Source organism: Thermocrinis sp. (genome assembly GCF_036781485.1).
In the GTDB taxonomy this organism is placed as follows: domain Bacteria; phylum Aquificota; class Aquificia; order Aquificales; family Aquificaceae; genus Thermocrinis.
Genome location: NZ_DAIQAX010000002.1, coordinates 47,191 through 71,381 on the forward strand (window position 1 = coordinate 47,191; position 24,191 = coordinate 71,381).

Below are 24,191 nucleotides of genomic sequence, written 5' to 3' on the forward strand. Positions count from 1 at the left end.
AAATAAAATTATAATTCTGTTTTCAGATAAAGAACAGATTGAGAAGTTTAGCGTGAAATTTCAATTGCGCGTTCTAACATCTTGGTTGTCGACCTTTGAAAGGGATGGGGATGTGGACTTGGAAAGATGTATCTACATGGCCTCCACACCTAAGGGGAGGGTTCCTATACTTAAAGTTATGCAAACTACTATGTGCGATAAAAACTGTCTTTACTGCGTCTTTAGGAGGGATAGGGAACATACTCCTAGGATTTACATACCGCCAGAACAGCTGGCAAAAAGTTTTATAGAACTCTACAGAAAGGGCTTAGTGAAAGGTCTATTCTTATCCTCTGGCATATTTGGAAATGCGGAAGAAAAATACGATTTTAAGGGCTACATACACCTTAGGCTTCTTCAGAATTACAGGTGTTGATGGAGAAAAAGACGAGGAGATAATAAACGTAGTCCATTTTCTTCATAAGAAATACAGGCTGAGCAGAGTTTACTTTAGTGTCTTAGGAGGCTTGGGCTCTTCTAAACTGGGACCTTTTCCCCATAGAACTAAACACCGCAGACTATCATCTGCAAAGGAGATTATAAGAAGACGTAGGGAAAGAAAGCTAACCTCTCCAGAAGACTTAAAAGGTATCAGAAATCAAAAAAAGATACTAAACTACACAACTCTGGGTGGAAGGTATTACGGAAAGAAGCAGAACGCAATGGGAAGACTATAATACTACTGCCGTGTCTTCAAGCAAAGCTCAGGTCAGCCTAAAGCTTCCAAAAGAGTATTGGGATTTGGTCGTGAGTTTTCTCTTGTCAAAGGGCTTTTGTAAAAGGGATGTAGCTAATACAATCCTATCAATGACAGACGGAAAGAATAACTTCGTAAACTTCTACGCTTCTGGTATTCTTCTTATTCAAGGTAAGGAGGCGGAGAGGTTAAAAGAAGAGATTTTAGGCTTGATAAAACTGGAGCATGTGGTTGTTGGATGTGATGAGGCGGGGAAAGGGGACGTTTTTGGTCCATTGGTGCTGTGCTGTTGCATCTTAAGACCGGAAAACTTTGAGAAAGTCCTAAGCTTGTCACCAAAAGATTCCAAAAAAATCAAAGACGAGGAGCTCCTTAGGAAGGTTCAGGCGTTGGAAAATTTGGTGGAGTTTAGATGTATCCTCTTAAGTCCAAAAGAACTTAACCAAATCTACAGGGAAAAGCCAAACCTTAACCGCATACTGGATTGGGGATACTCAGAGCTTATAAAAGAGGTTCTTAAAAAGTATCCTCAGGCTAAGATAACGGTAGATGCTTACTCTCACCGAAATCCCTTCGGAAGTTTGGCAAGCTTTGAACACAAGGCAGAAGAAAAAGTAGAGGTAGCCTGTGCAAGTATGAAGGCGCGCTACGAGTTTTTAAATTGGCTAAAGACCTACGACCTTCCCAAAGGCGCTTCCTCGGAAGTTATGCAAAGAGCCAGAAGAATGTTAAATCAGAAGAACTACGAGGACTTCGTTAAAGCCTTCTTTCTGAAGTAATCAACCCTGTCAAAGATTTCGTAAAGCACGGGAAGCAAGAAAAGACTCAAAGGTAGTCCTGTAATTATCCCACCTATAACCACCAAGGCAAGAGGCTTTCTAAGCTCTGAGCCGGCAGTAAGACCAAGGGCTACTGGAATTAACGCCGATATTATGGTTATTGTTGTCATAAGTATAGGCCTTAACCTTTCCCTTCTTGCGTTAAGTATAGCCTCTCTGGTAGGAAGGCCCTCCTTTCTGAGCTGGATGATCCGCTCTATAAAAAGCACCGCATCTCTGACGATGATACCCACAAGCAGTATTATTCCGAAGTAAGAAGGGACGCTCAAAGAAGTGTTTGTTAGCCACAAAAGCCCAAAGGCACCCATTACAGCCAAAGGCACCATCACCAAAACGGTAAAGGGATGTCTGTAGCTCTCAAACAAGGACGCAAGGACCATATAAACCCCAACCAAAGCAGCTATTAAAGCCATGCCCAAGCCTTGAAAGGCTCTGGCAAATTCCTTAGCTTGTCCTGTGGCTTCGTAAGTGTAGCCAGGAGGAAGATTACTCTTAAACCAATCCTCCAGATCCTTTACTGCATCCGCCAGAGATTTTTCCCCAGATAGGTTTGAAAAGAAGGAAAAAGCATACTGCCTGTTGTATCTGTTCAGGTACTGATATCCAGTCCTCTGTTCTATCTCCACCACCTCAGTGAGTGGCACTAAGGCTCCTGTGGGGCTTTTCAGATAAACCTTTTTTAGATTCTCCAGGTTCTGCACAAAGGATGGTATAGCCTTTATATAAAGGTCGTAGCTTTCTGAGCCAAGCTCGTAGGTTGCTATCTGTAGCTTTCCAAACAGTACCCTTAGTGTAATAGACACTTGCTCCACACTTATGCCAAGGTCTGCAAGCCTCTCTCGGTTAACTTTTATATGCACCTGTGGCTCATTTAGCCTAAGGTCCGTATCCACATCCCTGTATCCAGGTTTTCCCCTAAATTCCGCCAAAAGCTTGTTTGATATACTCTGAAGCTGTTCTATGTCTGGACCTTTAATCACATACTGGATATCCACCTGCCTTCCGCCAGCAGGACCGATTATGCCCGCTGATTCTACGCTAACTTTTACATCTCTTAACTTTGCAAATTCTTTCCTTAACATCTCCATAACTTGTCTTTGATGGGGTCTTTTGCCCCTTTCCACCAGATAAACAAAGGCTAAACCACCGTTTACAGTGGGCCTTCCTGCCACTCCTTGACCCATAGCTAAGCCAAACCTGTCTACATATGGATTCTTTCTGATTATCTCCTCAACCTCTTTCGTCTTTTGCTCCGTAAATTCAAAGGACGATCCTACCGGTGTTTCAAACCTAACCAAAAACCTACCCTCATCCACCAGTGGGAAGAACTCTCTCTTGGTCATCCTAAAGAGCTGAAAGCCAGCCAACACACTGACCAAAGAGAGGCCTATAACAATAGCTTTGTGGTCCAAGGACCACCTAAGGGCTTTATCAAAGTAGCCTTCAAACTTTGCATAAACTTTAGTGAAAGGGTTTTCTACTGGCACTTTATCTACCAACCTAGAAACCGCCATAGGCGTAAAACTTATGGCAACCAGGTATGAAAGGGCTATAGCCACCACCAACGTCAGGGCAAAACTCCCAAAGAGCTTGCCTACCACACCCTTTAGGAATATGATCGGTATAAATACGATTATCAAAGAGGCCGTTGAAGCAAGCAGTGCAAAGATAACCACCCTTGTGCCTCTTTCTGCTGCCTCTAAAGGAGGTAGATTTTCCTCTTTTCGCCTTCTGTAGATGCTCTCTAAGACTACTATAGCGTCATCTATAACTATGCCTACCGCCACAGCAAGACCCAAAAGGGTAAAGGTGTTCAAAGATTGGTCTGTCTGATACAAAAAGAAAACTGTTCCCAAAAGAGCCACAGGTATGGCAAAGACGGGAACAAAGGTAAGCTTCACGCTACCGAGGAAAAAGTAAACCACTAAGGAAGTTAATAGACTTCCTATGATTATCTCCTCCAACGCAGCTTTTACACTGTCTTTGACAAACACGCTGGCATCAAAGGTTATGTCCATCCTCATACCAGGTGGAAGCTGTCTGTTCCACTCTTCCATTCTTTGTTTTACTCTATCCACAGTGGCGACGGTGTTTGTCTTAGACTGTTTGTAAATCACAAAAGCTATGGCTTGCTCTCCCATGTACCTTGCCATACCCCTCTTTTCATCCTCCCCAAACTCCGCGTAGCCTATGTCCCCAAGTCTGAGGTTGGGATTTATGAAAATACTTTCCAGCTCCTTGGCGTCCTTTGCCTTCCCGTAAAAACGGATTATGTAGTCTCTTTCCTTTCCGTATATTGCACCTGCAGGTGAATCTAAGTGATTTTTGACAACCGCTTCCACAACTTCCTGAATGGCTAAGTTCCTTGAATATAGCTTCTCAGGATCTATCCTTATCCACATTACGTTGTCTCTGAATCCTCCCAAATCCACCTGCCCGACCCCATCTATCCTTTCAAAGTCCCTCTTTATTATCTTGTCAGCCCAGTATGCCAAAGTCTGATAGTCCGCAGTCTTTGAGTGAAGAAGGATAGCCAGTATGGGTGCTAAAGATGTGTCCACTTTTCTGACTATGGGAGGATCCACGCCCTCTGGGAGTCTCCTCATAGCCCTCTGGACCGCGTCTCTGACTTCCTGAGCTGCCACGTCTATATCCTTTTCAAGGGAGAAGGTGATAGTTATCCTGGATGTGCCAGAGAAACTCTGAGAAACTATAGACTCTATACCGCTAATGGTTGATATCTGCTCTTCTATAACCCTGGTTACGTTCACATCTACCACCGTAGGATCAGCACCAGGATAGGTGGTAACTACGCTAACTGTGGGAAAATCCACGTCTGGCAGTCTATCTATGGGTATGTTTCGGAGGGAATAAAGACCTAAGAGGATGAAGGCAAACATAAACATCCAGGATGTAACTGGTCTGTGAATAAAAAATCTGTGCATTACAGACTGCTATTATATCTTATGAGGTAAGTTCTTACCCTATACGTGTATAACCTTTAGAACCTCCTCTAAAACTGGTGGTAAAACCTTAGGTTGTAGGCATACCTTCATGGCGGTGTCTGGGTCCTTTAGCCCATTGCCGGTAAGGGTACAGACCACCACCTCACCACCGCGGAAGAAGCCTTCCCTACAGAGTTTTATAAGTCCAGCCACAGAAGCTGCGGATGCTGGTTCGCAGAATATACCTTCTTTAGAAGCCACCAACTTATAGGCATGTAGTATTTCATCATCGCTAACTGCATCAATCATTCCCCCAGATTCCTTAGAAGCCTGAAGGGCAGACTGCCAACTGTAAGGATTGCCTATCTTTATAGCAGTGGCTATTGTCTGAGGATTCTTTATAGGGTAGCCTTTAACTATGGGCGCCGCTCCCTCCGCTTGCCATCCCATCATCTTTGGTAGTTTTTCAATCTTTCCCCTTTCGTAATACTCTTTGTAGCCTTTCCAATAGGCTGTTATGTTTCCTGCGTTCCCCACTGGTATAAAGTGATAATCTGGAACAAATCCCAGCGCATCGCACACTTCAAAGGCACCTGTTTTTTGCCCCTCTATCCTGTACGGATTTACCGAATTGACCACTTCTACTGGAAGAAGCTCCCCTAACTTCCTGACTATTTCCAAAGCATCATCAAAAGTTCCTTGAATTGCCAAAACCTCCGCACCGTAGATAACAGCCTGCGAGAGTTTTCCAAGAGCCACCGCACCCTTTGGAAGAAGCACGTAGGCCTTTAGCCCAGCTTTGGCAGCGTATGCGGCAGCAGAGGCAGAGGTATTTCCAGTAGAGGCGCATATAACAGCCTTTTTCCCACTTTCTACAGCCTTTGATATGGCAAGGGTCATACCTCTGTCCTTGAAAGACCCAGTGGGATTTAGCCCTTCGTACTTTAGGTATATTTCTCCCTTAAAACCGATTTCCTTAGCCAGGTTATCTGCCTTTATCAGAGGAGTGTTTCCTTCACAAAGAGTTATTACAGGCGTCCTGTCACTGACAGGCAAATATTCCCTATAGTGGTGAATAATTCCTCGCCAGTAATTCATTAAAACTTAGAGAAAATTATAAATTAGTTTTCAGGAAACTCCCGGCAGGAGGTTGTTCGAAAAATCCCTCATTGGGCCGTCCCCCCAACCTCTAAGGGAACTAACCTGCTCCGCACTTTGAAAGGATTTTTCGAACAGCCTCCAGAAACGCTTGACTGCTGATAAGATATATGCTAAAATAAAATGTTGTTAGCCCCCGTCGTCTAGCCAGGTCCAGGACACCGCCCTTTCAAGGCGGAGAACGCGGGTTCAAATCCCGCCGGGGGTGTTTTAAAGCACAGCATGAGCGATAAAGAAATTTTCTCCGAAGAATATAAAGCAGAAGCAATCAAAGCAATAACCGGTTTAGAGCACGTAAGAACAAGACCCTCTATGTATATAGGGGATGTGGGAGAGAGGGGTCTGCATCACCTGATATGGGAAATCCTGGACAACGCTGTAGATGAACATATGGCAGGCTATGCTGACCAGATATCTTTAATAATACACAGCGATAACTCCATAACCGTAGAGGATAACGGAAGAGGTATTCCTGTGGATATCCACCCCGAAACTGGTATTCCTGCAGTTCAGATGGTATTTACTATGCTGGGAGCAGGGGGAAAGTTTGACAAGAAGGTTTATAGGTACTCTGGTGGCCTTCACGGCGTGGGTGCGTCGGTGGTTAATGCCCTTTCTGAGTGGCTCGTTGTTGAAGTATATAGGGATGGTATTATATACAGACAAGAATACAGAAGAGGAGAACCATTAACAGAAGTTTTGCCGGTAGGAAAAACCACCAAGAGAGGCACAAAGGTTACCTTCAAACCAGACCCAGAGATTTTTGAAACAACAAAGATAAAGTACGACATAGTTGAAAAGCGTGTTAGAGAGTTAGCTTATCTAAATCCCAACTGTAGGTTTTTACTAAAGGATGAAAGAATAAACAAAGAACTTCTTTATCACTTTACAAGAGGGATAGAAGAACTCGTATCCTATCTTTCAGTAGGTAGAGAGCCACTTTTTGAAGAGATCGTCAGAATTCAAGGGGAAGCAGATGGTGTTATAGTTGATATAGCTTTCTCTTACACAAAGGACTATAAGGAGATAGTTGAAAGCTTTGTAAATAACATAAAAACAGTAGAAGGGGGCACACACGTTACAGGCTTTAGATCCGGGCTTACGAAGGCTGTTATGAGAGCCCTGCCAAGCCTCAAAATACAAAAGGACCTTAAGGAAACAATAACGGGAGAGGACCTAAGGGAAGGTTTAGTTGCGGTGGTTTCTTGCAAGGTGCCAGAACCACAGTTTGAAGGACAGACAAAAACCAAGCTCGGAAATCAAAACGTTAAAAACATAGTAGAGTCCATAGTCTATGAAAATCTTTCCATTTACTTTGAAGATAAAAGAGACATCCTAAGGCTAATAGTTGAAAAAGCCATTGAGGCAGCCTTAGCAAGAGAGGCGGCAAAGAAAGCTAAAGAGCTTGTAAGAAGAAAGTCACCCCTTGAGGATAGCACACTACCCGGAAAACTTGCGGACTGTTCCGAAAAGGATCCGAAAAAATGCGAGCTCTTCATCGTAGAGGGAGAATCGGCAGGTGGGTCTGCCAAGCAGGGAAGAGACAGAAGATTTCAGGCTGTCTTACCTTTGAGAGGAAAAATTCTAAATGTAGAAAAAGCAAGGCTTGACAAGATATTTTCAAACGAAGAGATAAAGGCTATAGTCAGCTCCTTAGGTTCAGGGATAGGGGAGGAGATGGACCTTTCTAAGCTCAGGTATCACAAGATAATTCTTATGACTGATGCAGATGTGGATGGCTCTCACATAAGGACCTTACTTTTGACCTTCTTTTACAGATACCTTCCTAAGCTTATAGAGAACGGCTACTTATACATAGCCCAACCTCCTCTTTATAGAGTCAAAAAAGGAAAGTCGGTTTTTTATCTTAAAGATGACCGAGAGTTAGAGAATTTTCTATACGGCTACATAAAAAAAGAAGGTCTTTTAAAGGATGCAGATGGTGTAGAATACAGAGGCGATAGGCTCATAGACATTCTTAAAAAGCTAAAGGAGATAGAGGAAGGTTATAGGATATTGGTTAGAAAAAAAGGAGAGGAGATAATAGAATGTATACTAAGGCATCGTCTTACAGAAAAGGATCTAAGACAAGAGAAGGATCTTGAGGCAAAGCTAAACAACTTGAAGGATTGCGTGAAAAACTATAACATAAGCACAAAATACGACCAGCAGGAAGGCGCCTACGAGCTTGTGTTTACCGACAGGAGTGTGGGCAAAAAAATCATAGTAGATGCAGATCTTCTGTCTTCAATTACGTATAAACAAATCTTGGAAGGCATAGGTCTAAAGCTTCCGGTGGAAGTGTGGGTGGAGAAAAAGAGTAAGGTGGTTAATAATCTGCATAGCATTCTTGATTCAATTACAGAACTTGCTAAAACCAGTTTTGAAATTCAGAGATACAAAGGTCTTGGAGAGATGAACCCAGAACAACTTTGGGAAACTACTATGAACCCTAAAAATAGAAGGCTTTTGAGGGTATCCATAGAAGATGGAGCGGAGGCAGACAGAATCTTTAGCATACTTATGGGAGAACAAGTGGAACCAAGAAGAGAATTCATAGAAGCCTATGCCAAAGAGGTAAGGAACTTAGATGTTTAAGAGAATATTAGTAGGTTTGGATGGGTCACCAACAAGTTGGACTGCAGCAGATTACGCCTTTACTATAGGCCAAAAGCTTGACATACCAGTGGTTGGTATGCACATCATAGACGAGCGTATTCTTGAGGAGGGTTTTTTGGAAGACATAGCTGGAGTCTTAGGTTTTAACTACTATGCGGGTATATCTGCTAAGTTAAAAGATTTTTTTGAAGAACAGGCAAGCGTGCTCTTGGATGAGTTTTTAGCACTGGGGCGGGAAAAAGGAGTTAAGGTGTCTTCTTACCAAAGCATGGGCAAACCATATCAAATAATCCTTTCTCAAGCAGATCCAGAAGATCTGATAGTGTTAGGGAGAAAATCTCACAAACCCGTCTCTGGCTTTTTACTTGGTTCAACTACTGACATAGTGATTAGAAGATCGCCCTGTCCTGTGTTGGTTGTGCCGGAAGAGAAAAGGCAGATAAAAAAACTCTGCGTAGGATACGACGGTAGCGCTTCGGCAAAAAAAGCCTTAGATATAGCAAAATCTTTGGCTAAGGTTTTTGAAGGTAAAGTGTATGCAGTGCATGTGGGAGAAAAGGACCTTTCTGATGAGGTGGGGGTTGATGTCCAATACGTAACCGTGCAGGGCATTCCAGAAGAAAAATTGGTAGAATATTGTAAGAGAGAGGAAATCGATTTGTTGTTTATGGGAGCGTTCTCTAAGGGAAGGGTGAAAGAGCTTTTCTTAGGAAGCGTTACAAGTTTTGTAATTCACCACTTAAACATACCTATCTTTTTGGTGAAGTAAAATGGGGAAACTGTACGTTGTAGGCACGCCTATTGGAAATTTGAAAGACATAACACTAAGGGCTCTGGAAGTTCTTCAGTCTGTAAATTTCATAGCCTGCGAGGACACGCGCAGAACGTCCATACTACTAAATCACTACAAGATAGAAGGTAAAAAGCTGCTTTCTTATTATGAGCCAAAAGAGAGCGTTCAGGTGCCTAAGATAGTCAAGCTTTTGGAAAAGGAAGATGTAGCTTTGGTTACTGACGCGGGCACTCCTTCTATATCAGACCCAGGTTACAAACTCATAAGAGCTTGCATTGAAAAAGGCATACCTGTAGAAGTAATCCCAGGTCCAAGTGCGGTAATTGCCGCTTTGGTAGGTTCCGGTCTGCCTACCGATCGCTTTACCTTCGTAGGATTTCTACCCAAAAAAGGATTAACCAACTTTTTAGAAGAGCTAAAGGCTTACAAAGAGAGCACCATAATTGCCTTTGAATCTCCCAATAGGCTAATAAAAACCTTGGAAAATATTAAAGAGGTTTATGGAGACAATACAACCGTGTGCGTAGCCAGGGAGCTCACAAAGGTCCACGAGGAGTATATAAGGGGAAGGGTGGTAGAAGTGCTCGACGAGTTAAACAGAAGAGGAGAAATAAAAGGTGAGCTAGTTATCCTGTGGCATATGGTTGAAGATTAAGGACGTTGAAAATTCTCCTGTCTTTTATGTTCTCTTTTCTTTCCCAAAGGGCGTTCTGAACCTCCCAAAGATCTATCATAAGTTCAAATTTTCCTACCTTTCTGTTGTAGTTCTTTATAAGCTCTATTAGTTCCAAAAGTTCTTCCTCTTCCTCCAGTTTTTCAATACATAGCCTTACAAAGGACTGCTTTAATTCGTGAATACTCAAATCTAAACCAAGTTCCTCCGCTTTATGCATAACAAGTTTTATACCTTTTACGTCTCTGTTTTCTATCATTTTCTTCAGCTTTAACTTGTAAAGCGTTTCAAGATGAGTCTTAGCGTCTTTTAAGGACCAAAAATGTTTAGACTTAGCATAGTAGAGTATCTCTTCCAGAAGATAGGCATAATCAGAGACAAAATTAAGGTATGCGTCTTCATAGGACCTTATCCATGATTCTAGAACCATTTTCAAGTAGCTTGGAGGAAGTTTTTCTAAGTGGAGCTCGTCCCAACCAAACTCAAATGAGAATCTTTCTTCCGTGTTAGTGTTTTTGAGGTAAACCAAAAACCTTTCTCCTTTCTCTTTTACTTTAAAACTCCAAGAACCAAGATTATCTTTCTTTGCTTCTGATAGATAAAGAAAGAGAGCTGTGTGAGCAATATCGCTTGGTTTATACACCTTAGGTTTGACTAGTTTGTTCCAGACAGCCAAACCATTTCCGTATTCTATAAGATTACTGGGCGCCTCTGCTAAGTACTGTGTTAAAACATCCTCCGCTTCCCTAAGATCCATCAAGTCTATAGCCCTTTTGGCATAAAGGAGGTTGTTTACCGTTTCTATACCAGAAATATCCGCAAAAAACCAACCGTCGGAAGAAAACGCAAACTGCATAAAGGTAAGTGCAGACAACGCTTTAAAGACCTTAATTCTCTCGCTCCCTGATAAACTTTTCCTTAGGTGGGTTTTTAGATAATTTTCCTTTGCCTCCTTAGAATTAGCCTCAAGTAATACATCTATGTAATACAAAATTGCCAGTTGGGGATCGTTAAAGTACTTTTCCAAAATGCTGTATGCCTTTTCTTTTACCATATACCTAACTGCCTCCAGTCCCTCCCTCAGTGGCTTTCTCCACTTTTGTTGCCAGCCTGGCAGCCCTCCCGTGCTGCATCCACAGTCTGAACGCCATCTTTCCACACCATGAGGACAGCTCCAGGAGGTATAAGGGACCAGTTTGCCTTCTTCCGTAGGTTTGTGAGATCTGTAGTAATCTTCCAAAGTTGTAAAGCTTTCTGAGTGTTTTTTAAACAGGTAAGCAAGGGCAAGTTCTCCAAACTTTTTGTGATGGCCAAAGGTTTCACCGTCTGTAGCTATAACAACGGGTGGCTCTTTGTGTATCATCGCTTTGTAAAGCTTTTCCGCATCCCAGAGTAAATCCCCAAAGGATACACCATGGGAAAGCTCCCCATCGTAAACAAACACTGCTAAATTGTTAATCCTTAGGTAATTTCCTTTACCGGAAACCTGGTGGGACGCGAGCAAAATAAACTCTATGCCATTTTCTTTTAAAAGATCAAGGGTTTCCTCATCCACCGCCAGCTCTGGAAGCCAAAACCCCTTAGGTTTTCTACCAAAAAACTTCTCATAGGTCCTTATGCCCCAGAATATCTGTATCTGCTTGTCCTCCAAAGGGTCCAGGGGGAGTATAGTATGGTTAAAGGATGTGGCAAGACTATGATCTGCCCCCTCTTTTATTTTTTCCATAAGCTCTGGGTGATACTTTTTTATCCAACTCAAAAGGGTCCATCCCATGTTAAAGCTTAAGTGACGGTAGCAGTTTATTATGTCCTTCGTAAGACCCTCCTCTCTGTAATGGGCGTAGGCTACTGGCAGATAACATTCCCTGTAGATCCTTTCATTCCAATTCTCAAAAGGGAAGGCAGAGTCCTCTATGGGTATTTCGCCCAAGTATGGATTTTCTCTGTAAGGTTGGTAAAAATGGGCATGGATTATCAAGTTCCTCATCGCTCCACAAAAAAGCCAATTTTCCGAAACTTCTCAATCCTGTGTCTTACAATTTCCTCTTGGCTCAAACCCATTAATCTTCTTAGATTAACCTTTATACATCGTTTTAAAAGCCTTGCCATCCTTGCGTAGTCCCAATGGGCTCCACCTAATGGTTCCCGAATAACTCCGTCTATTACACCAAGCTCAAGTAGGTCTTTTGCGGTTAGCTTCAGAGCTTTGGAAGCTTCCTTTACCTTAGACTGATCCTTCCAGAGTATGGCAGCGCAACCCTCTGGGGATATGACAGAGTATATGGCATTTTCAAGCATTAGAACCACGTTTGCCACACCCAAAGCTAAAGCCCCTCCCGAACCTCCTTCACCTATAACCACTGCCAACACTGGGACCTTTAGGTATCCAAAGGTGTAAAGACTATCCGCAATGGCTTCCGACTGACCCCTCTCTTCCGCACCCACACCTGGGTAAGCTCCTGGCGTGTCTATAAAGGTAATAACGGGCAAGCAGTAATGCTCTGCAAGCTTGGCTATTCTTACCGCTTTTCTGTAGCCTTCCGGATGGGGCATGCCAAAGTTTCTCTCCATTTTCTCCTTTGTGGTCCTTCCCTTTTCGTGTCCGATGATCGCTACTGGTATATCATCCAAATAGGCAAAGCCAGCCACTATAGCCTTATCGTCTCCAAACTTTCTATCTCCGTGCAGTTCTATAAAGTCTTTGAAGATGAGCTTTATGTAGTCTAAGGTGTGAGGTCTCTGTGGATGCCTTGCCAGCAGCACCCTCTCCCACGGATCAAGCTTTGAGTATATTTCTTTACTTTTTTTCCTAAACTCCCTTTGAAGTTTCCTAAGATCTCTTTCCTTGTCTTTTTCCCCTAATTGATAAAGTTTTTTAAGTTGTACGATCTTTTGATTCAGCTCTGCCAGCTCTTTTTCAAACTCTAAAAACATACAGAAAGATTATAAAACGTCCAAAAGGGCTTCAAGATACACCGCCCCACCTACGGCTTTAGACTGTAAAAAGAGATTATCATACCTTCCGCCGCCAGCGATAGGGTATCCCACTCCTGGATGGAATATCTCAAAAACTATACCCGTGTAATATTCTTGCCTTCTAATTTCCGAAAGATCATAGAAAACCTTAGCTTTGCAATCCTTTAAAAGCTCCCCCAAACGCTTTAACTCTTCACATTCAGCGGTAAACTCAGTAAACTTTTTTGAAAACTCGTCCAAAACTTCGCTCCCTCCGTAAGCCCTCAGAAGGTGATACAAAGGGTCCCCTTCCTCTAATCCAGAAAAGCTCTTTTTCCTCAGCCTTTCTTTGCTTTGCTCGCTCTTGCAAAGCCTTTCTACTATGCCCATGTGGCCCAGTATAATGGATAGGTCTTTCAGTCCCAAACTTAGAAGATACTCCACCAACCTGCTTATGACTTCATACTCTCCCTCTGGAAAGCTAAAACCTATCAACTCTACTCCCATTTGGAACCTCTCTAAGTCTTTTGGAGTAAAGACGGGTCCCCAGTAAAAAACTTTTAGAGGTAGATCAACTTTTTTGAAGCTATTGAGATACCTTATCAAGCTTATAGTCCAATCGGATCTAAGAGCTAAATAACTTCCATCAAACTGAGTGTCTATCAGAAAGGGTTTGTAAAGCTCCGCCTCCTTTGGATAATAAACCTCTAAAGTAGGAAGCTGGATAAATTTGTAATCTTCAAAAAGTTGGCAGGCTTTTACAAAGGTCTCTTTGAGTTTTTTAGAATCCTCAAAGTTGAAAAATCTTTCTCCTTCTGGGATAATCATTGTTTCGGTAAAATTATAACTTTTATGAAGATAAACTTAGTTCTTTCAGGTGGTGCAGTAAGGGGTGTAGCCCACATAGGTGTTATAAAGGCTTTGGAGGAGGTTGGTTTTGAGATAGTCGGAGTTAGCGGAGTTAGCGCAGGTGCTCTGGTGGGTGCATTCTACTGCGCAGGTTATACACCCGATGAGATGCTGGAGATAGTAAAGGCTAAAGAGTGGATTAAATACATAAAACCAAGGATACCTAAGCTTGGTTTTTTCTCTCTTTCGGAAGGAGAGAAGTTTCTCAGAAAATACTTGCAAGTGGATAGGATAGAAGATTTGGAAAAAGAGTTTCATGTGTGCGCTCTTGACATAATTACTGGAAAAACCGTTTACTTTTCAGAAGGTGATCTTTATAGAATCGTTTTGGGAAGTTGTGCTTTGCCAGGTATTTTTGAGCCTGTCAGATACAGACATTTTCTACTAGTAGATGGAGGGATTACTAATAACCTGCCAGTAGAACCCTTTTTGGAAAGGGGTATACCGGTGGTAGGTGTGGACGTAAATCCCACAGATAATATAGATAAACCAAAAACTATAATAAGTATTCTACTCAGGAGCTTTGTGCTTGCCGTCAGGTCCAACGCAGAGAAAAGGAGAGAATTATGCAACCTCTTAATCGTGCCAGAATTAGAAAAGTATAGTTTGTATAACTTGTGGAAGATAGATGAAATTTATCAGGCTGGCTATAGGAAGTGTTTAGAGGTTGTGAAGGAACTAAAATATGAGTAATAAGCTTATTGTAGATCCTTCAGAAAGTAGGACTAGAATAGCTAAAAAAGTTACAAAGCTTGCACTACCTATTATTCTTTCAAACCTTCTTTACACAGTAGAGAGTTTGGTTTCCATAGTTTTAGTGTCTGGGATTTCTTCCACCGCAGTAGCCAGTGTGGGATACTCCGCAAGTATGCTGTGGTTTATATACTCCCTTATGGCACTCTCTTATACTGGTACGTCTGTGTTAGTAGCTCAGAGGGTCGGAGCGAGCAAAGACCCCTCTCCCGTCTTTCTATGGGGCTTGATCATATCATTCCTTATAGCCCTACCCCTTACCTTCTTTGGAACAGATCTCACAACCTTTTTGATGGTCAAGTTTGGCGCTTCTGAGGAAGTAGCCAAACTATCTTCAGAATATTTAGAACCCATTTTTACGTTTATCATCGTTGGTTTTATCACAAACACATTTTACGCCGCCTACAATGGCTATGGAGATACAAAAAGCCCTTTTAAAGTAGCACTCTTTATGAGTTTTATAAACATTAGTTCTGCCTATCTGCTCATCTACGGCAAATTTGGTTTTCCGAAATTGGAAGTGAAAGGGGCTGGCTGGGGCGTAGCCTTCTCGGAAATCTTTGGACTTTTAGCTTACTTATATCTTTATCTATCCTATAAAAAACCCTTTCCCATACGGTTTAGTCTTGAGAAAGAGGTTCTTTTTAGAATACTCAGAATAGGCACACCTACCGCGTTGGAGAGAGGGATAACCAGTCTATCCTTTAATGTATTCGTTGGTATGGTAGCAAGCTTTGGAGATAAGGCTCTTGCAGCCCATCAAGTGGGGCTTAGAGTAGAAAGTGTATCTTTTATGATTGGCTTTGGTTTTATGATTGCATCTACGGTGATATCTGGACAGAACTTTGGGGCTAAAAACTACAGAGGTTTGAAATATGGAATATCTACGACCGCACACCTTACCGCTTTTATAATGGGGCTGGTTGGCGTTTTTTTGATAGCATTCCCAGATAAGCTTTCGCAATTGCTCGTGAAGGACAAAGAGGTCATACATTTGGCAGTTTATTACCTGGTAATTGTAGCTCTGTCCCAGCCTCAGATGGCTTATGCAAGCATATACTCCGGAGCCTTAAAGGGCATGGGGAAAACCCAAATCCCTCTTATAATTAACATAACCTCCTTCTGGTTTTTCAGAATAATCCCATCATATATTTTTTTAAAAATTTTTCCTTCTCCCCTTGTACCCTGGGTTTTTATGAGTATAGAAACCACACTAAGAGCAGCTATATTTTACTTTGCTTATAAAAAGACTATTTCTAAGTTAGTTTAATTCTTTTTCTTTTTGTCTCTGTACATTAGGGCGTCTACTTCTTTTATCATATCACGCCAATCCTTATACCTCTGATTACACTCCACAACTCCCGCACTTATGGATACTTTAAATCTTTTACCCTTTGCTATTATCTCCATTTTTTCTAAATTAGACTTTAGTCTCTGCACTATGACTGTTGCTTGTTCTATATTAGTGTTAGGCATAATAGCTATGAACTCGTCACCTCCACACCTTCCTATTATGTCCTTTGCCCGCATACTGGTTCTCAAAATTCTTGCCACTTTTGCCAAGACCAGATCACCTACATGATGTCCGTAATTGTCATTTATTTGCTTAAAATTATCAAGGTCTATCATTACTATACTAAAAGAGGTCTGAGATTTTTTGCAAAGGTTAAAAAACTCTTCCAAAGATCTTTCTATAGATCGTCTGTTGAACAAATTAGTTAATGGATCTATATTTGCTTCAGCTTCAACTATTTCAAGCTTAGTTTTCAATTCACTTATAACTTTTTGCTGCTGCTCTATCCTCTTCAGGAATTTTTCATTTTGCTGCTTTAGGTCTTTTACGTACATCAGCAAATCTAACAATACTGACGATACAAAGTGGTTGGTTTCTTTCTTTTCTTGTAGTTCTGTCAACTTCTCTTCCTTAATTGAAATATGTTCGTAGCTCTCTTTTAATGTTCCTTGAAGTTCATTAACAATATCACCTAACGCTTGGATAGTATGTTTAATGTCTATTTTTATGTTCGTAATTGTCACATCTTCTTTATAGGTATTGTAGATATTTATTATAGCTTCATCTTCTAACTTTTGCCCACTTGCAATTAAAGCACAGAATATATAAAACCATCTTTCGTAGTTTTTTGGAGTTGGCAATATATTATTCTTCAATAAAAACTTGAGCTCTTCTTTTACAATCTCCAACAGAAGTTTAGACTCAGACTCATTCAGAGGCTCATTTTTAATGAGTTTCTCATACAGTGGGCAGGACTTTATATCCAACCTTAGACCCCCTTAAGCTTTACTCCAGCTTAATATAATTATAATTTTTTTGTATAAACTGTAGCCTACTGCATAAGCATACAAACAAGCAAGCAAAGTGATACCCCTTCTCCATCCGCTCACAAAGTTAAACCCCTGCCGCCTTATCTTCTGCATCCCTGTTTTTTTAAGAATTTCTGTTTATCCCGCTGGGTGTTAGAGGTTTTTATTACAAAACTTTGGCTCTAAATTAATTTCTCACCCAAAGTTTTAGTAATTATAATCCTTATACCGATGCAGGATCTTCCCTTTTACCAGTAAGGATTTCTATTAATTCTCTTACAGTTATTATACCTTGCTTTTTTAATAGATGTCCATTGGCACCGCTTATGAATATGCCCTCCTCGTAATCCCCAAGCCATGCTGCGCCCAACCTGTCTGCTATACAAAAGCCAACCTTTTTTGCCTCTTCACCTTTGTTGCAAGGCATCACACAGTGGGATATACACCCGTTCCAACCGTTGTATCCAAGCAAGAGTCTCTCTATGAAAGGCGTTTTTACCACCCTGAGTGGATAACCCACCGGGGATTTAAAGAGAATTATGTCTTCCTCCTCAGCTTTCAGTATGATCTCTTTGTAAATGTCTGGTGCATCACACTCCACTGTGGCGATAAAACGCGTTGCCATTTGCACCCCGCTTGCCCCACGTTCCATATACCATACTATATCCTTATAACTCCAAACACCACCAGCCACTATCACGGGAATATCGCCCCATTTTTTACTCTCTTCTAACACCGAAGGGAAAAGGTTCTCCAATTGATACTCTGGCATAAAGCACTCTTCGTATTTAAATCCCTGATGTCCTCCAGATTTGGGCCCCTCTAAGATAACCGCATCGGGTAATCTTTTGTATTTCTTTTCCCATGTTCTGCATATTAAGTTCAAAGCCCTTGCAGAAGAGACTATGGGAATAAGAGCTACATCTGCACCTTGCGCGTACTCTGGCATTCTAAGAGGTAATCCAGCACCGGTTATGATGGCATCAGCTCCAGCTTCTATTGCATCTTGTAGCACTCTGCCGTAGTCGGTTATTGCGTAAAGAATATTCACACCAATGGCACCTTTGCCTTGGGAGCTTTCCTTGGCTCTCTTTACCATCAATGTAAGAGCTTCTTTGCTGTGAGTGTATATTGAACCTATGGGCCGTCCAAATTTATCCCTTTTAACTAATTCTGGAAATCTATATCCAGTGCCAACCGCAGATATAACACCCATCGCACCTTCTCTTGCAACAGCTCCCGCCAACCTTTCCCACGATAAACCAACTCCCATACCACCTTGTATTATGGGAACATCCAGCTCTATCTTTCCTATTTTTAAGGGTTTTAACATAATCGCACTCCTTTACAAGCTTATTGTCCTATAATTTAATCAATACTAACAGCTGTTGCAAGCTTAGTATGGAAAATTTTGTAGTTGTAGGTAAGGTGATAGACACCTTTGGTTTGAACCAAGATCTTAAGGTGGAAGCATACTTACCCCAAAGGGAGTGGAAGAATATAAGAAGAGTATTCTTTAAAAAAAGGGGTGGCGATTATATCCCTTTTGAAGTTGAGAAAGTAAAAGTGCACGGTAAAAGGTGGATCATTTTGAAGTTAAAAGATATAAGTAGCCAAGAAAAGGCAAAAAAATTAGTAGGTGCAAAGGTTTTTCTTCCATCAGAGGAGCTCCCAAAGAGAAAAGAAGGAGAGTATTACTTTTTTGAACTGGAAGGCTTAGAGGTTAGGAGCGATAGTGGTAAATACTTAGGAAAGGTAAGCGGAGTTGTGGAAGTAAAGGATAGCTTATATCTGGAAGTAGATGGTGGAAAAGTGCTCATCCCGTTTAAAAAAGTGTTTGTTTTGGATGTTAAGCCTGAGGAGGGATATTTGGTGGTTGCCAGTGCTTTGGAAGAGCTGTTTAATTTATAATTTTTTTTCAGGATGCGAAAAATAGAAATAACAGATGTATCTCTAAGAGATGGTATCCAGTCCCTGCTTGCCACCAGGGTGAGAACAGAAGATATGCTTGAAGTTATAGAGATCCTAGATAAGTGTGGCTTTTACTCTTTGGAAGTTTGGGGAGGGGCTACCTTTGATGTGTGTCTTAGGTACCTCAAAGAGGACCCTTGGGAGCGTTTAAGAAAGTTCAAAGAGCGCACACCTAACACAAAACTTGAAATGCTCCTTAGGGGTCAAAATATAGTTGGCTACAGGCACTATCCAGACGATGTGGTGGAGCTGTTTGTTAAGAAGGCTTACGATAACGGTATAGAGGTCTTTAGGATATTTGATGCTCTTAACGATACCAGAAACTTAAAAAAGGCGATAGAAACTGCCAAGAAAGTGGGGGCTATAGTAAAGGGAGTGCTCTCTTATACCATAAGTCCAGTTCACAATGTGGAGTATTACGTGAATGTTGCAAGAGAGCTTGTGGATATGGGAATAGATATTATTTCTATAAAAGATCAGGCGGGTCTGTTGTCTCCAAAGGTATGCTATGACTTGGTAAGTGCGTTAAAGTCCGAATTTCCCAAATACCCCGTCCATCTTCACACTCAGACCACCGCAAACTTGGCAGAGATGGCCCAACTTAAAGGTATAGAAGCTGGTGCAGACATGATAGATACTGCCTTTTATTCCCTGTCTTCTCAGACTTCCCATCCAGCGGGAGAAACGATGATATACGTCCTTAGGGAGTTTGGATATAAAGTGGATGTGGATGAAAAGCTATACCAAAGGGCAGGAGACCTTTTTGTAAATGTAAGGAAAAAATATAAAAAATACGACGTGCTACCACCCTATCCAGATGTGGGAGTTTTACTGCATCAAGTGCCCGGTGGGATGATAACCAACTTTATAAGCCAACTTAGAGAGCAGGGTATGGAAGAAAGACTACAAGAAGTTTTAGAAGAGGTAATAAGGGTCAGAGAAGACCTTGGCTATCCACCTTTGGTAACCCCTACTAGTCAGATAGTGGGATCCCAAGCCTTTTTAAACGTGCTTCACGGCGAGAGGTATAAGGTGGTTACAAAGGAAGTTAAAGATTACGTAAAGGGTCTATACGGTAGGCCACCAGCACCCATAAAGGAGGAAATCATCAAAAAAATCCTTGGAGACGAAAAACCCGTCTATCACATCAGACCTGCAGACCTTTTAGAGCCGGAGTTGGATAAAGTAAAAGAGGAGGCAACAAAAGCTGGAGCAAAGAGTGAGGAAGATATTCTTTCTTACGCTCTGTTTCCATTAGTGGCAAAGGAGTTTTTTGAGTGGAGAGAAAGGGGTGAGCCTTACATACCCGAGCAGGAAATGGTAGAGGAAAAGAGGGAAAACATTCCCGTTGAGTTCATGATCACAGTTCATGGAGAGCAGTATCATGTGCAAATAGCAGGAAGAGGAGAGCCCACTCAGGAAGGAAAAACTTTCTTTATAAGGTTAGACGGAAGGTTGGAAGAGGTGCTGTTAAAACCAATAAGGGAGATGAAGCCAAGCGACGTGGTAAGCGGAGATATTTCCACACTTGGTACAGAAATAAAACCCAAAAGGTCCAAACCCATAGGACTGGGAGATGTTGCTTCACCTATATCCGGTAGGATAGTGAATATAAAGGTCAAACCTGGAGATGAGGTAAAGGAAGGGGACGTTCTGTTTGTTGTGGAGGCTATGAAGATGGAAAATGAAATCCACTCACCCATAGATGGGATCGTGGAAGAGGTGCTTGCTCAGGTGGGTGAAGCTATAAACCCAGACGAGGTGGTAGTAAAGATCAAGCCTAAAGCATGAGGATTTTCCTGCTTGAGGATGACACAGACCTTTCTGAACTCATAGCCTATCACCTTCAAAAGGAAGGCTTTAATGTTCTCTGTTTCAGTAAAGGAATTGATCTGTTAGAGAAGGTAAAAGATGAAAGACCAGATCTGTTCGTTTTGGATATAATGGTTCCTTCTTTGGACGGTTTTAGAGTGGCAAGTTCTCTAAAATCTTTACCTTATACAAAGGATGTGCCCATAATCTTTCTTACTGCAAAAACTATGGAAGAGGACAAGCTAAAGGGCTTTGAGCTTGGTGCGGACGATTACATAACCAAACCCTTCTCCATAAAGGAGTTCTTGGCTCGTGTAAAGGCAGTTTTAAAAAGATACGGAACACTAAAAGGTGGAGGAATTGTCAATCTGGGAAGTCTTAGCATAGATTTAGAAAAGATGGAAGTCAGAAGAGGAAGCGAAAGGATTAACTTAACAAAAACAGAGTTTCTTATTTTAAAAACTCTGTTGGAAAATTACCAAAAGCCTGTAAGTAGGGAGTATCTTTTGGAAGAAGTGCTAAAAAAAGAAGTTTACGACAGAACCATAGACGTTCATGTAAAAAACCTAAGGGAAAAGTTAGGCAAAGAGGGCGAATGGATAAAAACTATCAGAGGTGTGGGTTATAAATTAGAAGCGTTATGAGTTGGTTTATTTTAACCTTCTTAGGAATTTACTTTCTTATGAACCTCTATGTATTTTTAAAGCTAAAACGTCCAATTTTCCTTCCTATAATCCTTTTGGGCTACCTTTCTCCTTTACTTATGAGGTATGCGGATGCTAATTTGTCTCCTAAATTGAGTTACTTTGCGGGTTTGTTTGCCCTATTATACATGGGCTTTTTGGTATATTTGATCTTTTCCTTTCTTCTATTTGACCTTTATGCCTTGTTTGTTAAATTCTCTCACAGAGTTTTTGGCATAAATCCTCTGCCCAAGCCTTCCAGAAAAACAACCCTCGCCATCGCCTTGATCCTATCCTTCAGCTTGTCCGCTTACAGCTATTACGAAACTTTGAACCCAGTGGTCTATCACTTTAAGTTTGAAACCCAGAAGCTTCCGTTGGAACGAGTAAGAATAATGCACATATCCGACGTTCATCTCGGACCAGTTATGGGCATGGACAAGATAGAATTGATAAAAGGAGTATATGAAACCTACAAACCTGATATCCTGGTATCCACTGGAGATTTAGTTGATGGAAATATGAAAAGGAAGGACGGGTTGGCGCTTGCCTTGGCGCATATCAATCCCTCTATGGGAAAGTTTGCAGTCCTTGGCAATCATGAGTATTACAGAGGTGTGGATCAAGCGGTGGAGTTTACCCAGTCTGCAGGGTTTAAACTTTTAAGGGGAGAGGTAATAGATTTAGGCTTTATGCTGTTGGCAGGCGTGGATGACGATGACTGTAGATTCTTCAATGCTTGCGTAGGTCCGATAAATGAGTATGACCTAATCAAAAATGCAACAAGGGATAAATTTGTGCTATTCCTAAAGCATAAACCAAGGTTGGACAAAAGAGCTGTGGGAATGTTTGACCTGATGCTTTCTGGACATACACATGGGGGAGTTTATTATCCAGTAGGGAAGTTTATAATTCCCAAGCTTTTTGAAGCAAACGCAGGATGGGTGTATTTGGGAAAGGGAAGCCATCTTTTTGTTAGCAAGGGGGTAGGCACGGGAGGACCACCCATGAGACTATTTGCTCCACCAGATATGGCTATAATAGATATAGTTAAAAAGTGAAACTAGTTATAGTAGGAAGGCCAAACGTAGGAAAATCAACACTGTTCAACCGTATTGTGGGCAAAAGGATAAGCATAGTTCATAATATGCCAGGTGTTACGCGGGATGCTGTAGAATCGGTGGGAGAATGGAGGGGAAGAAAATTTAAGATGGTAGATACAGGAGGTCTTGTTGAAAGTGAAGAATACATAACTAAGGAGATAAAAAAACGAGTACAAAAACTTTTAGAAGAAGCGGATGCCATTCTTTTTGTAGTTGATGGCAAAGAGGGTATTACCTCTGCGGACCAGTCGGTGGCAAAACTACTTTATCCATACAAAGAAAAGGTCTTTTTAGTTGTGAATAAAATGGATACAAAAGTCGCACAATCAAACTTGTATGATTTCTTCACTTTAGGTTTTGAAAAGGTTTATCCAGTATCAGCCCAACACGGTAAAGGTATAGTAGAACTTTTGGATGATGTTTTCTCTCATGTTGCAGAAAGTAAAGAGGTTATACCACAAGAAGGTATAAGGCTATCCTTTGTAGGTAGGCCTAACGTTGGAAAGTCTTCCTTGGTAAATGCTATACTCCGCAGTGACAGAGTCATCGTTTCCCCTATAGCTGGAACCACAAGGGACGCCGTAGAGATATTTTTTGAGTACGAGGGAGAGTCTTTGATATTGGTTGATACCGCCGGAATAAGAAGACCTTCAAAGGTGGAATATGGCATAGAGTTTTTCTCAGTGGGAAGATCCATAAAGGCTATTGAAATGTCTGATGTAGTGTGCTTAGTGGTGGATCTATCGGAGGGTGTAACTCATCAGGATCAAAAGATAGGTAGCTTGGTAGAAAGAAGATACAAAGGATGCGTAATAGTAGGAAACAAGTTTGACCTTACTAATCTAAAAGAAAAAGAAGCAGAGGCTTACATAAGACAAAGACTTTACTTTTTGGATTATGCGCCAGTGGTGCTTACAGTGGCAACGGAGCGCAAAGGGATAGAGCGGTTGCTAGAAAGCGCCCTGTTGGTCTATAGAGATTACTGCAAGCAGCACAAAACTTCGTTCATAAATAGAGCAGTCGAAAAGATTATCTCTGAAAAAGCCCCTCCAAGTTATCAAGGTAAGGAGGTAAAGATCTACTATGCCTATCAAGAAACAACAAAACCTCCCACCGTAGTTTTATACACGAACTATCCAGAGGGCTGGAAGAGCAATTACAAAAGATTCTTTGAGAGAAAGCTTAGGGAATACTTAGATATAAAGTACTCTCCGATAAAGCTTGTGCTTAGGTCGAGGGAAGAGGAAAGATGAAAGTCTTCTTTGGCGGAAGCTTTGACCCAGTTCATCTGGGACATCTTTTAGTGGCAAGGGACGTCCTGGAAGAGCTAAAAGTGCAAGAGGTGGTCTTTGTCCCTGCTTACCAAGCACCACTCAAAGAACCTCACAAAGCAAGTCCAGAGGAAAGACTTCATATGCTAAAGCTTGCCATAGAGAATGTTAATGGTTTTTCTGTAAGCTCGATAGAAATAAACAGAAAGGGTATATCTTACACAGTGGATACAGCAAAGGAGCTTTTTCAAGAGCTTAAGGACAAACCTACTTTTTTGGTAGGCGTGGACAGTGTCCTAAACCTACACCTCTGGAAAGATCCAGCCACTTTGGTAAAGTTAGCAAGGTTCATAATTGTAGACAGAGGGTCAAAGGGGAAAGAGGTAAAGGCTTACCTAAAGGAGAGGTTCCCAGAGCTAATAGAGGATACAGATTACATCATCCTCAGTATAAGAAGAATTGATATTTCTTCTACGGAAATAAGGCGTAGGGTTAAAGAAGGAAAAAGTATAACTTGGCTTGTTCCTGCGTGTGTAGAAAGTTATATACTTAGCAAAGGCCTTTACAAATGAGAGTAGGTTTTTATGGTGGGGTCGAAGGTGTTACTGGCAGCTGTTTTTTGTTAGAGGTTGACAACAAGAAAATCCTT

The 24,191-nt window shown here is 41.5% G+C and carries 21 protein-coding genes and 1 tRNA gene; 15 read left to right on the forward strand and 7 right to left on the reverse strand.

The features are described from left to right. Positions 1–52: 52 nt before the first annotated feature. Genes V7P40_RS01820 through rnhC form a run of 3 tightly spaced genes read left to right on the forward strand, consistent with a single transcriptional unit; the run spans position 53 to position 1,515 of the window. Positions 53–415 (forward strand): hypothetical protein, encoded by a 363-nt coding sequence (locus V7P40_RS01820; RefSeq protein WP_333784264.1) that lies wholly within the window; start codon positions 53–55, stop codon positions 413–415. Beyond that, complete coding sequence (locus V7P40_RS01825) at positions 348–716, forward strand: hypothetical protein (RefSeq protein WP_333784265.1); 369 nt, start codon at positions 348–350, stop codon at positions 714–716. The genes V7P40_RS01820 and V7P40_RS01825 overlap by 68 nt, the downstream gene beginning before the upstream one ends. A 10-nt stretch (positions 717–726) precedes the next feature. Continuing rightward, positions 727–1,515, forward strand: a complete 789-nt coding sequence (gene rnhC, locus V7P40_RS01830) for a ribonuclease HIII (RefSeq protein ID WP_333784266.1) — start codon at positions 727–729, stop codon at positions 1,513–1,515. Here the strand turns inward: rnhC and V7P40_RS01835 are convergent. Further along, positions 1,479–4,520 (reverse strand): efflux RND transporter permease subunit, encoded by a 3,042-nt coding sequence (locus V7P40_RS01835; RefSeq protein ID WP_333784267.1) that lies wholly within the window; start codon positions 4,518–4,520, stop codon positions 1,479–1,481. The genes rnhC and V7P40_RS01835 overlap by 37 nt on opposite strands. Positions 4,521–4,559: 39 nt before the next feature. Next, positions 4,560–5,618, reverse strand: a complete 1,059-nt coding sequence (gene thrC / locus V7P40_RS01840; protein ID WP_333784268.1) for a threonine synthase — start codon at positions 5,616–5,618, stop codon at positions 4,560–4,562. A 192-nt stretch (positions 5,619–5,810) separates the two neighbouring features. Between thrC and V7P40_RS01845 the strand changes: the two genes are divergently transcribed. The 4 genes from V7P40_RS01845 (at position 5,811) to rsmI (ending at position 9,745) form a co-directional block, all read left to right on the forward strand. Continuing rightward, positions 5,811–5,886, forward strand: a tRNA-Glu gene (locus V7P40_RS01845). 14 nt (positions 5,887–5,900) lie between these two features. Further along, complete coding sequence (gyrB, locus tag V7P40_RS01850; protein ID WP_333784269.1) at positions 5,901–8,276, forward strand: DNA topoisomerase (ATP-hydrolyzing) subunit B; 2,376 nt, start codon at positions 5,901–5,903, stop codon at positions 8,274–8,276. Next, on the forward strand, positions 8,269–9,066 hold the full coding sequence (locus V7P40_RS01855) for a universal stress protein (RefSeq protein ID WP_333784270.1): 798 nt from the start codon (positions 8,269–8,271) through the stop codon (positions 9,064–9,066). The genes gyrB and V7P40_RS01855 overlap by 8 nt, the downstream gene beginning before the upstream one ends. 1 nt (position 9,067) lies before the next feature. Then, a complete protein-coding gene (gene rsmI / locus V7P40_RS01860) occupies positions 9,068–9,745 on the forward strand; it encodes a 16S rRNA (cytidine(1402)-2'-O)-methyltransferase (RefSeq protein WP_333784271.1) in 678 nt (225 codons plus the stop codon). Here the strand turns inward: rsmI and V7P40_RS01865 are convergent. The 3 genes from V7P40_RS01865 to V7P40_RS01875 are packed head-to-tail and all read right to left on the reverse strand — an operon-like array spanning position 9,717 to position 13,546. Next, positions 9,717–11,750, reverse strand: coding sequence for a DUF3536 domain-containing protein (locus V7P40_RS01865; protein ID WP_333784272.1), 2,034 nt, complete (start codon positions 11,748–11,750; stop codon positions 9,717–9,719). The genes rsmI and V7P40_RS01865 overlap by 29 nt on opposite strands. Further along, a complete protein-coding gene (locus V7P40_RS01870; RefSeq protein ID WP_333784273.1) occupies positions 11,747–12,697 on the reverse strand; it encodes an acetyl-CoA carboxylase carboxyltransferase subunit alpha in 951 nt (316 codons plus the stop codon). Before V7P40_RS01870 ends, V7P40_RS01865 begins: the two co-directional genes overlap by 4 nt. Before the next feature lie 9 nt (positions 12,698–12,706). Continuing rightward, a complete protein-coding gene (locus V7P40_RS01875; RefSeq protein WP_333784274.1) occupies positions 12,707–13,546 on the reverse strand; it encodes an ATP phosphoribosyltransferase regulatory subunit in 840 nt (279 codons plus the stop codon). Between the two features lie 24 nt (positions 13,547–13,570). Between V7P40_RS01875 and V7P40_RS01880 the strand changes: the two genes are divergently transcribed. Both V7P40_RS01880 and V7P40_RS01885 read left to right on the forward strand, forming a co-directional pair. Then, entirely contained in the window at positions 13,571–14,320 is a 750-nt protein-coding gene (locus tag V7P40_RS01880; RefSeq protein ID WP_333784275.1) for a patatin-like phospholipase family protein, read from the forward strand. Then, positions 14,313–15,650 (forward strand): MATE family efflux transporter, encoded by a 1,338-nt coding sequence (locus V7P40_RS01885; RefSeq protein WP_333784276.1) that lies wholly within the window; start codon positions 14,313–14,315, stop codon positions 15,648–15,650. The genes V7P40_RS01880 and V7P40_RS01885 overlap by 8 nt, the downstream gene beginning before the upstream one ends. Here the strand turns inward: V7P40_RS01885 and V7P40_RS01890 are convergent. Then, a complete protein-coding gene (locus V7P40_RS01890; protein ID WP_333784277.1) occupies positions 15,647–16,534 on the reverse strand; it encodes a GGDEF domain-containing protein in 888 nt (295 codons plus the stop codon). The genes V7P40_RS01885 and V7P40_RS01890 overlap by 4 nt on opposite strands. A 391-nt stretch (positions 16,535–16,925) precedes the next feature. Continuing rightward, positions 16,926–18,038, reverse strand: a complete 1,113-nt coding sequence (locus tag V7P40_RS01895) for a nitronate monooxygenase family protein (RefSeq protein ID WP_333784378.1) — start codon at positions 18,036–18,038, stop codon at positions 16,926–16,928. Between the two features lie 65 nt (positions 18,039–18,103). On the opposite strand from V7P40_RS01895, the gene rimM reads away from it, so the two are divergent. Genes rimM through nadD form a run of 6 tightly spaced genes read left to right on the forward strand, consistent with a single transcriptional unit; the run spans position 18,104 to position 24,114 of the window. Then, entirely contained in the window at positions 18,104–18,613 is a 510-nt protein-coding gene (rimM, locus tag V7P40_RS01900) for a ribosome maturation factor RimM (protein ID WP_333784278.1), read from the forward strand. Between the two features lie 12 nt (positions 18,614–18,625). Then, the gene (gene oadA / locus V7P40_RS01905; RefSeq protein ID WP_333784279.1) at positions 18,626–20,464 is read left to right on the forward strand and encodes a sodium-extruding oxaloacetate decarboxylase subunit alpha; all 1,839 of its coding nucleotides are present in this window, start codon (positions 18,626–18,628) and stop codon (positions 20,462–20,464) included. Continuing rightward, on the forward strand, positions 20,461–21,129 hold the full coding sequence (locus tag V7P40_RS01910; protein ID WP_333784280.1) for a response regulator transcription factor: 669 nt from the start codon (positions 20,461–20,463) through the stop codon (positions 21,127–21,129). Before oadA ends, V7P40_RS01910 begins: the two co-directional genes overlap by 4 nt. Next, on the forward strand, positions 21,126–22,229 hold the full coding sequence (locus V7P40_RS01915; RefSeq protein ID WP_333784281.1) for a metallophosphoesterase: 1,104 nt from the start codon (positions 21,126–21,128) through the stop codon (positions 22,227–22,229). The genes V7P40_RS01910 and V7P40_RS01915 overlap by 4 nt, the downstream gene beginning before the upstream one ends. Continuing rightward, positions 22,226–23,524, forward strand: a complete 1,299-nt coding sequence (der, locus tag V7P40_RS01920) for a ribosome biogenesis GTPase Der (RefSeq protein ID WP_333784282.1) — start codon at positions 22,226–22,228, stop codon at positions 23,522–23,524. Before V7P40_RS01915 ends, der begins: the two co-directional genes overlap by 4 nt. Beyond that, complete coding sequence (gene nadD / locus V7P40_RS01925; RefSeq protein WP_333784283.1) at positions 23,521–24,114, forward strand: nicotinate (nicotinamide) nucleotide adenylyltransferase; 594 nt, start codon at positions 23,521–23,523, stop codon at positions 24,112–24,114. Before der ends, nadD begins: the two co-directional genes overlap by 4 nt. Positions 24,115–24,191 lie beyond the last annotated feature (77 nt).

Excerpts from the sequence above, each read along its gene's own strand:
- V7P40_RS01825 (WP_333784265.1), top strand. The coding sequence starts at position 348 with ATGCGGAAGAAAAATACGATTTTAAGGGCTACATACACCTTAGGCTTC.
- V7P40_RS01835 (WP_333784267.1), bottom strand. The coding sequence starts at position 4,520 with ATGCACAGATTTTTTATTCACAGACCAGTTACATCCTGGATGTTTATG.
- thrC (WP_333784268.1), bottom strand. The coding sequence starts at position 5,618 with ATGAATTACTGGCGAGGAATTATTCACCACTATAGGGAATATTTGCCT.
- gyrB (WP_333784269.1), top strand. The coding sequence starts at position 5,901 with ATGAGCGATAAAGAAATTTTCTCCGAAGAATATAAAGCAGAAGCAATC.
- V7P40_RS01855 (WP_333784270.1), top strand. The coding sequence starts at position 8,269 with ATGTTTAAGAGAATATTAGTAGGTTTGGATGGGTCACCAACAAGTTGG.
- rsmI (WP_333784271.1), top strand. The coding sequence starts at position 9,068 with ATGGGGAAACTGTACGTTGTAGGCACGCCTATTGGAAATTTGAAAGAC.
- V7P40_RS01865 (WP_333784272.1), bottom strand. The coding sequence starts at position 11,750 with ATGAGGAACTTGATAATCCATGCCCATTTTTACCAACCTTACAGAGAA.
- V7P40_RS01870 (WP_333784273.1), bottom strand. The coding sequence starts at position 12,697 with ATGTTTTTAGAGTTTGAAAAAGAGCTGGCAGAGCTGAATCAAAAGATC.
- V7P40_RS01875 (WP_333784274.1), bottom strand. The coding sequence starts at position 13,546 with ATGATTATCCCAGAAGGAGAAAGATTTTTCAACTTTGAGGATTCTAAA.
- V7P40_RS01880 (WP_333784275.1), top strand. The coding sequence starts at position 13,571 with ATGAAGATAAACTTAGTTCTTTCAGGTGGTGCAGTAAGGGGTGTAGCC.
- V7P40_RS01885 (WP_333784276.1), top strand. The coding sequence starts at position 14,313 with ATGAGTAATAAGCTTATTGTAGATCCTTCAGAAAGTAGGACTAGAATA.
- rimM (WP_333784278.1), top strand. The coding sequence starts at position 18,104 with ATGGAAAATTTTGTAGTTGTAGGTAAGGTGATAGACACCTTTGGTTTG.
- oadA (WP_333784279.1), top strand. The coding sequence starts at position 18,626 with ATGCGAAAAATAGAAATAACAGATGTATCTCTAAGAGATGGTATCCAG.
- V7P40_RS01910 (WP_333784280.1), top strand. The coding sequence starts at position 20,461 with ATGAGGATTTTCCTGCTTGAGGATGACACAGACCTTTCTGAACTCATA.
- V7P40_RS01915 (WP_333784281.1), top strand. The coding sequence starts at position 21,126 with ATGAGTTGGTTTATTTTAACCTTCTTAGGAATTTACTTTCTTATGAAC.
- nadD (WP_333784283.1), top strand. The coding sequence starts at position 23,521 with ATGAAAGTCTTCTTTGGCGGAAGCTTTGACCCAGTTCATCTGGGACAT.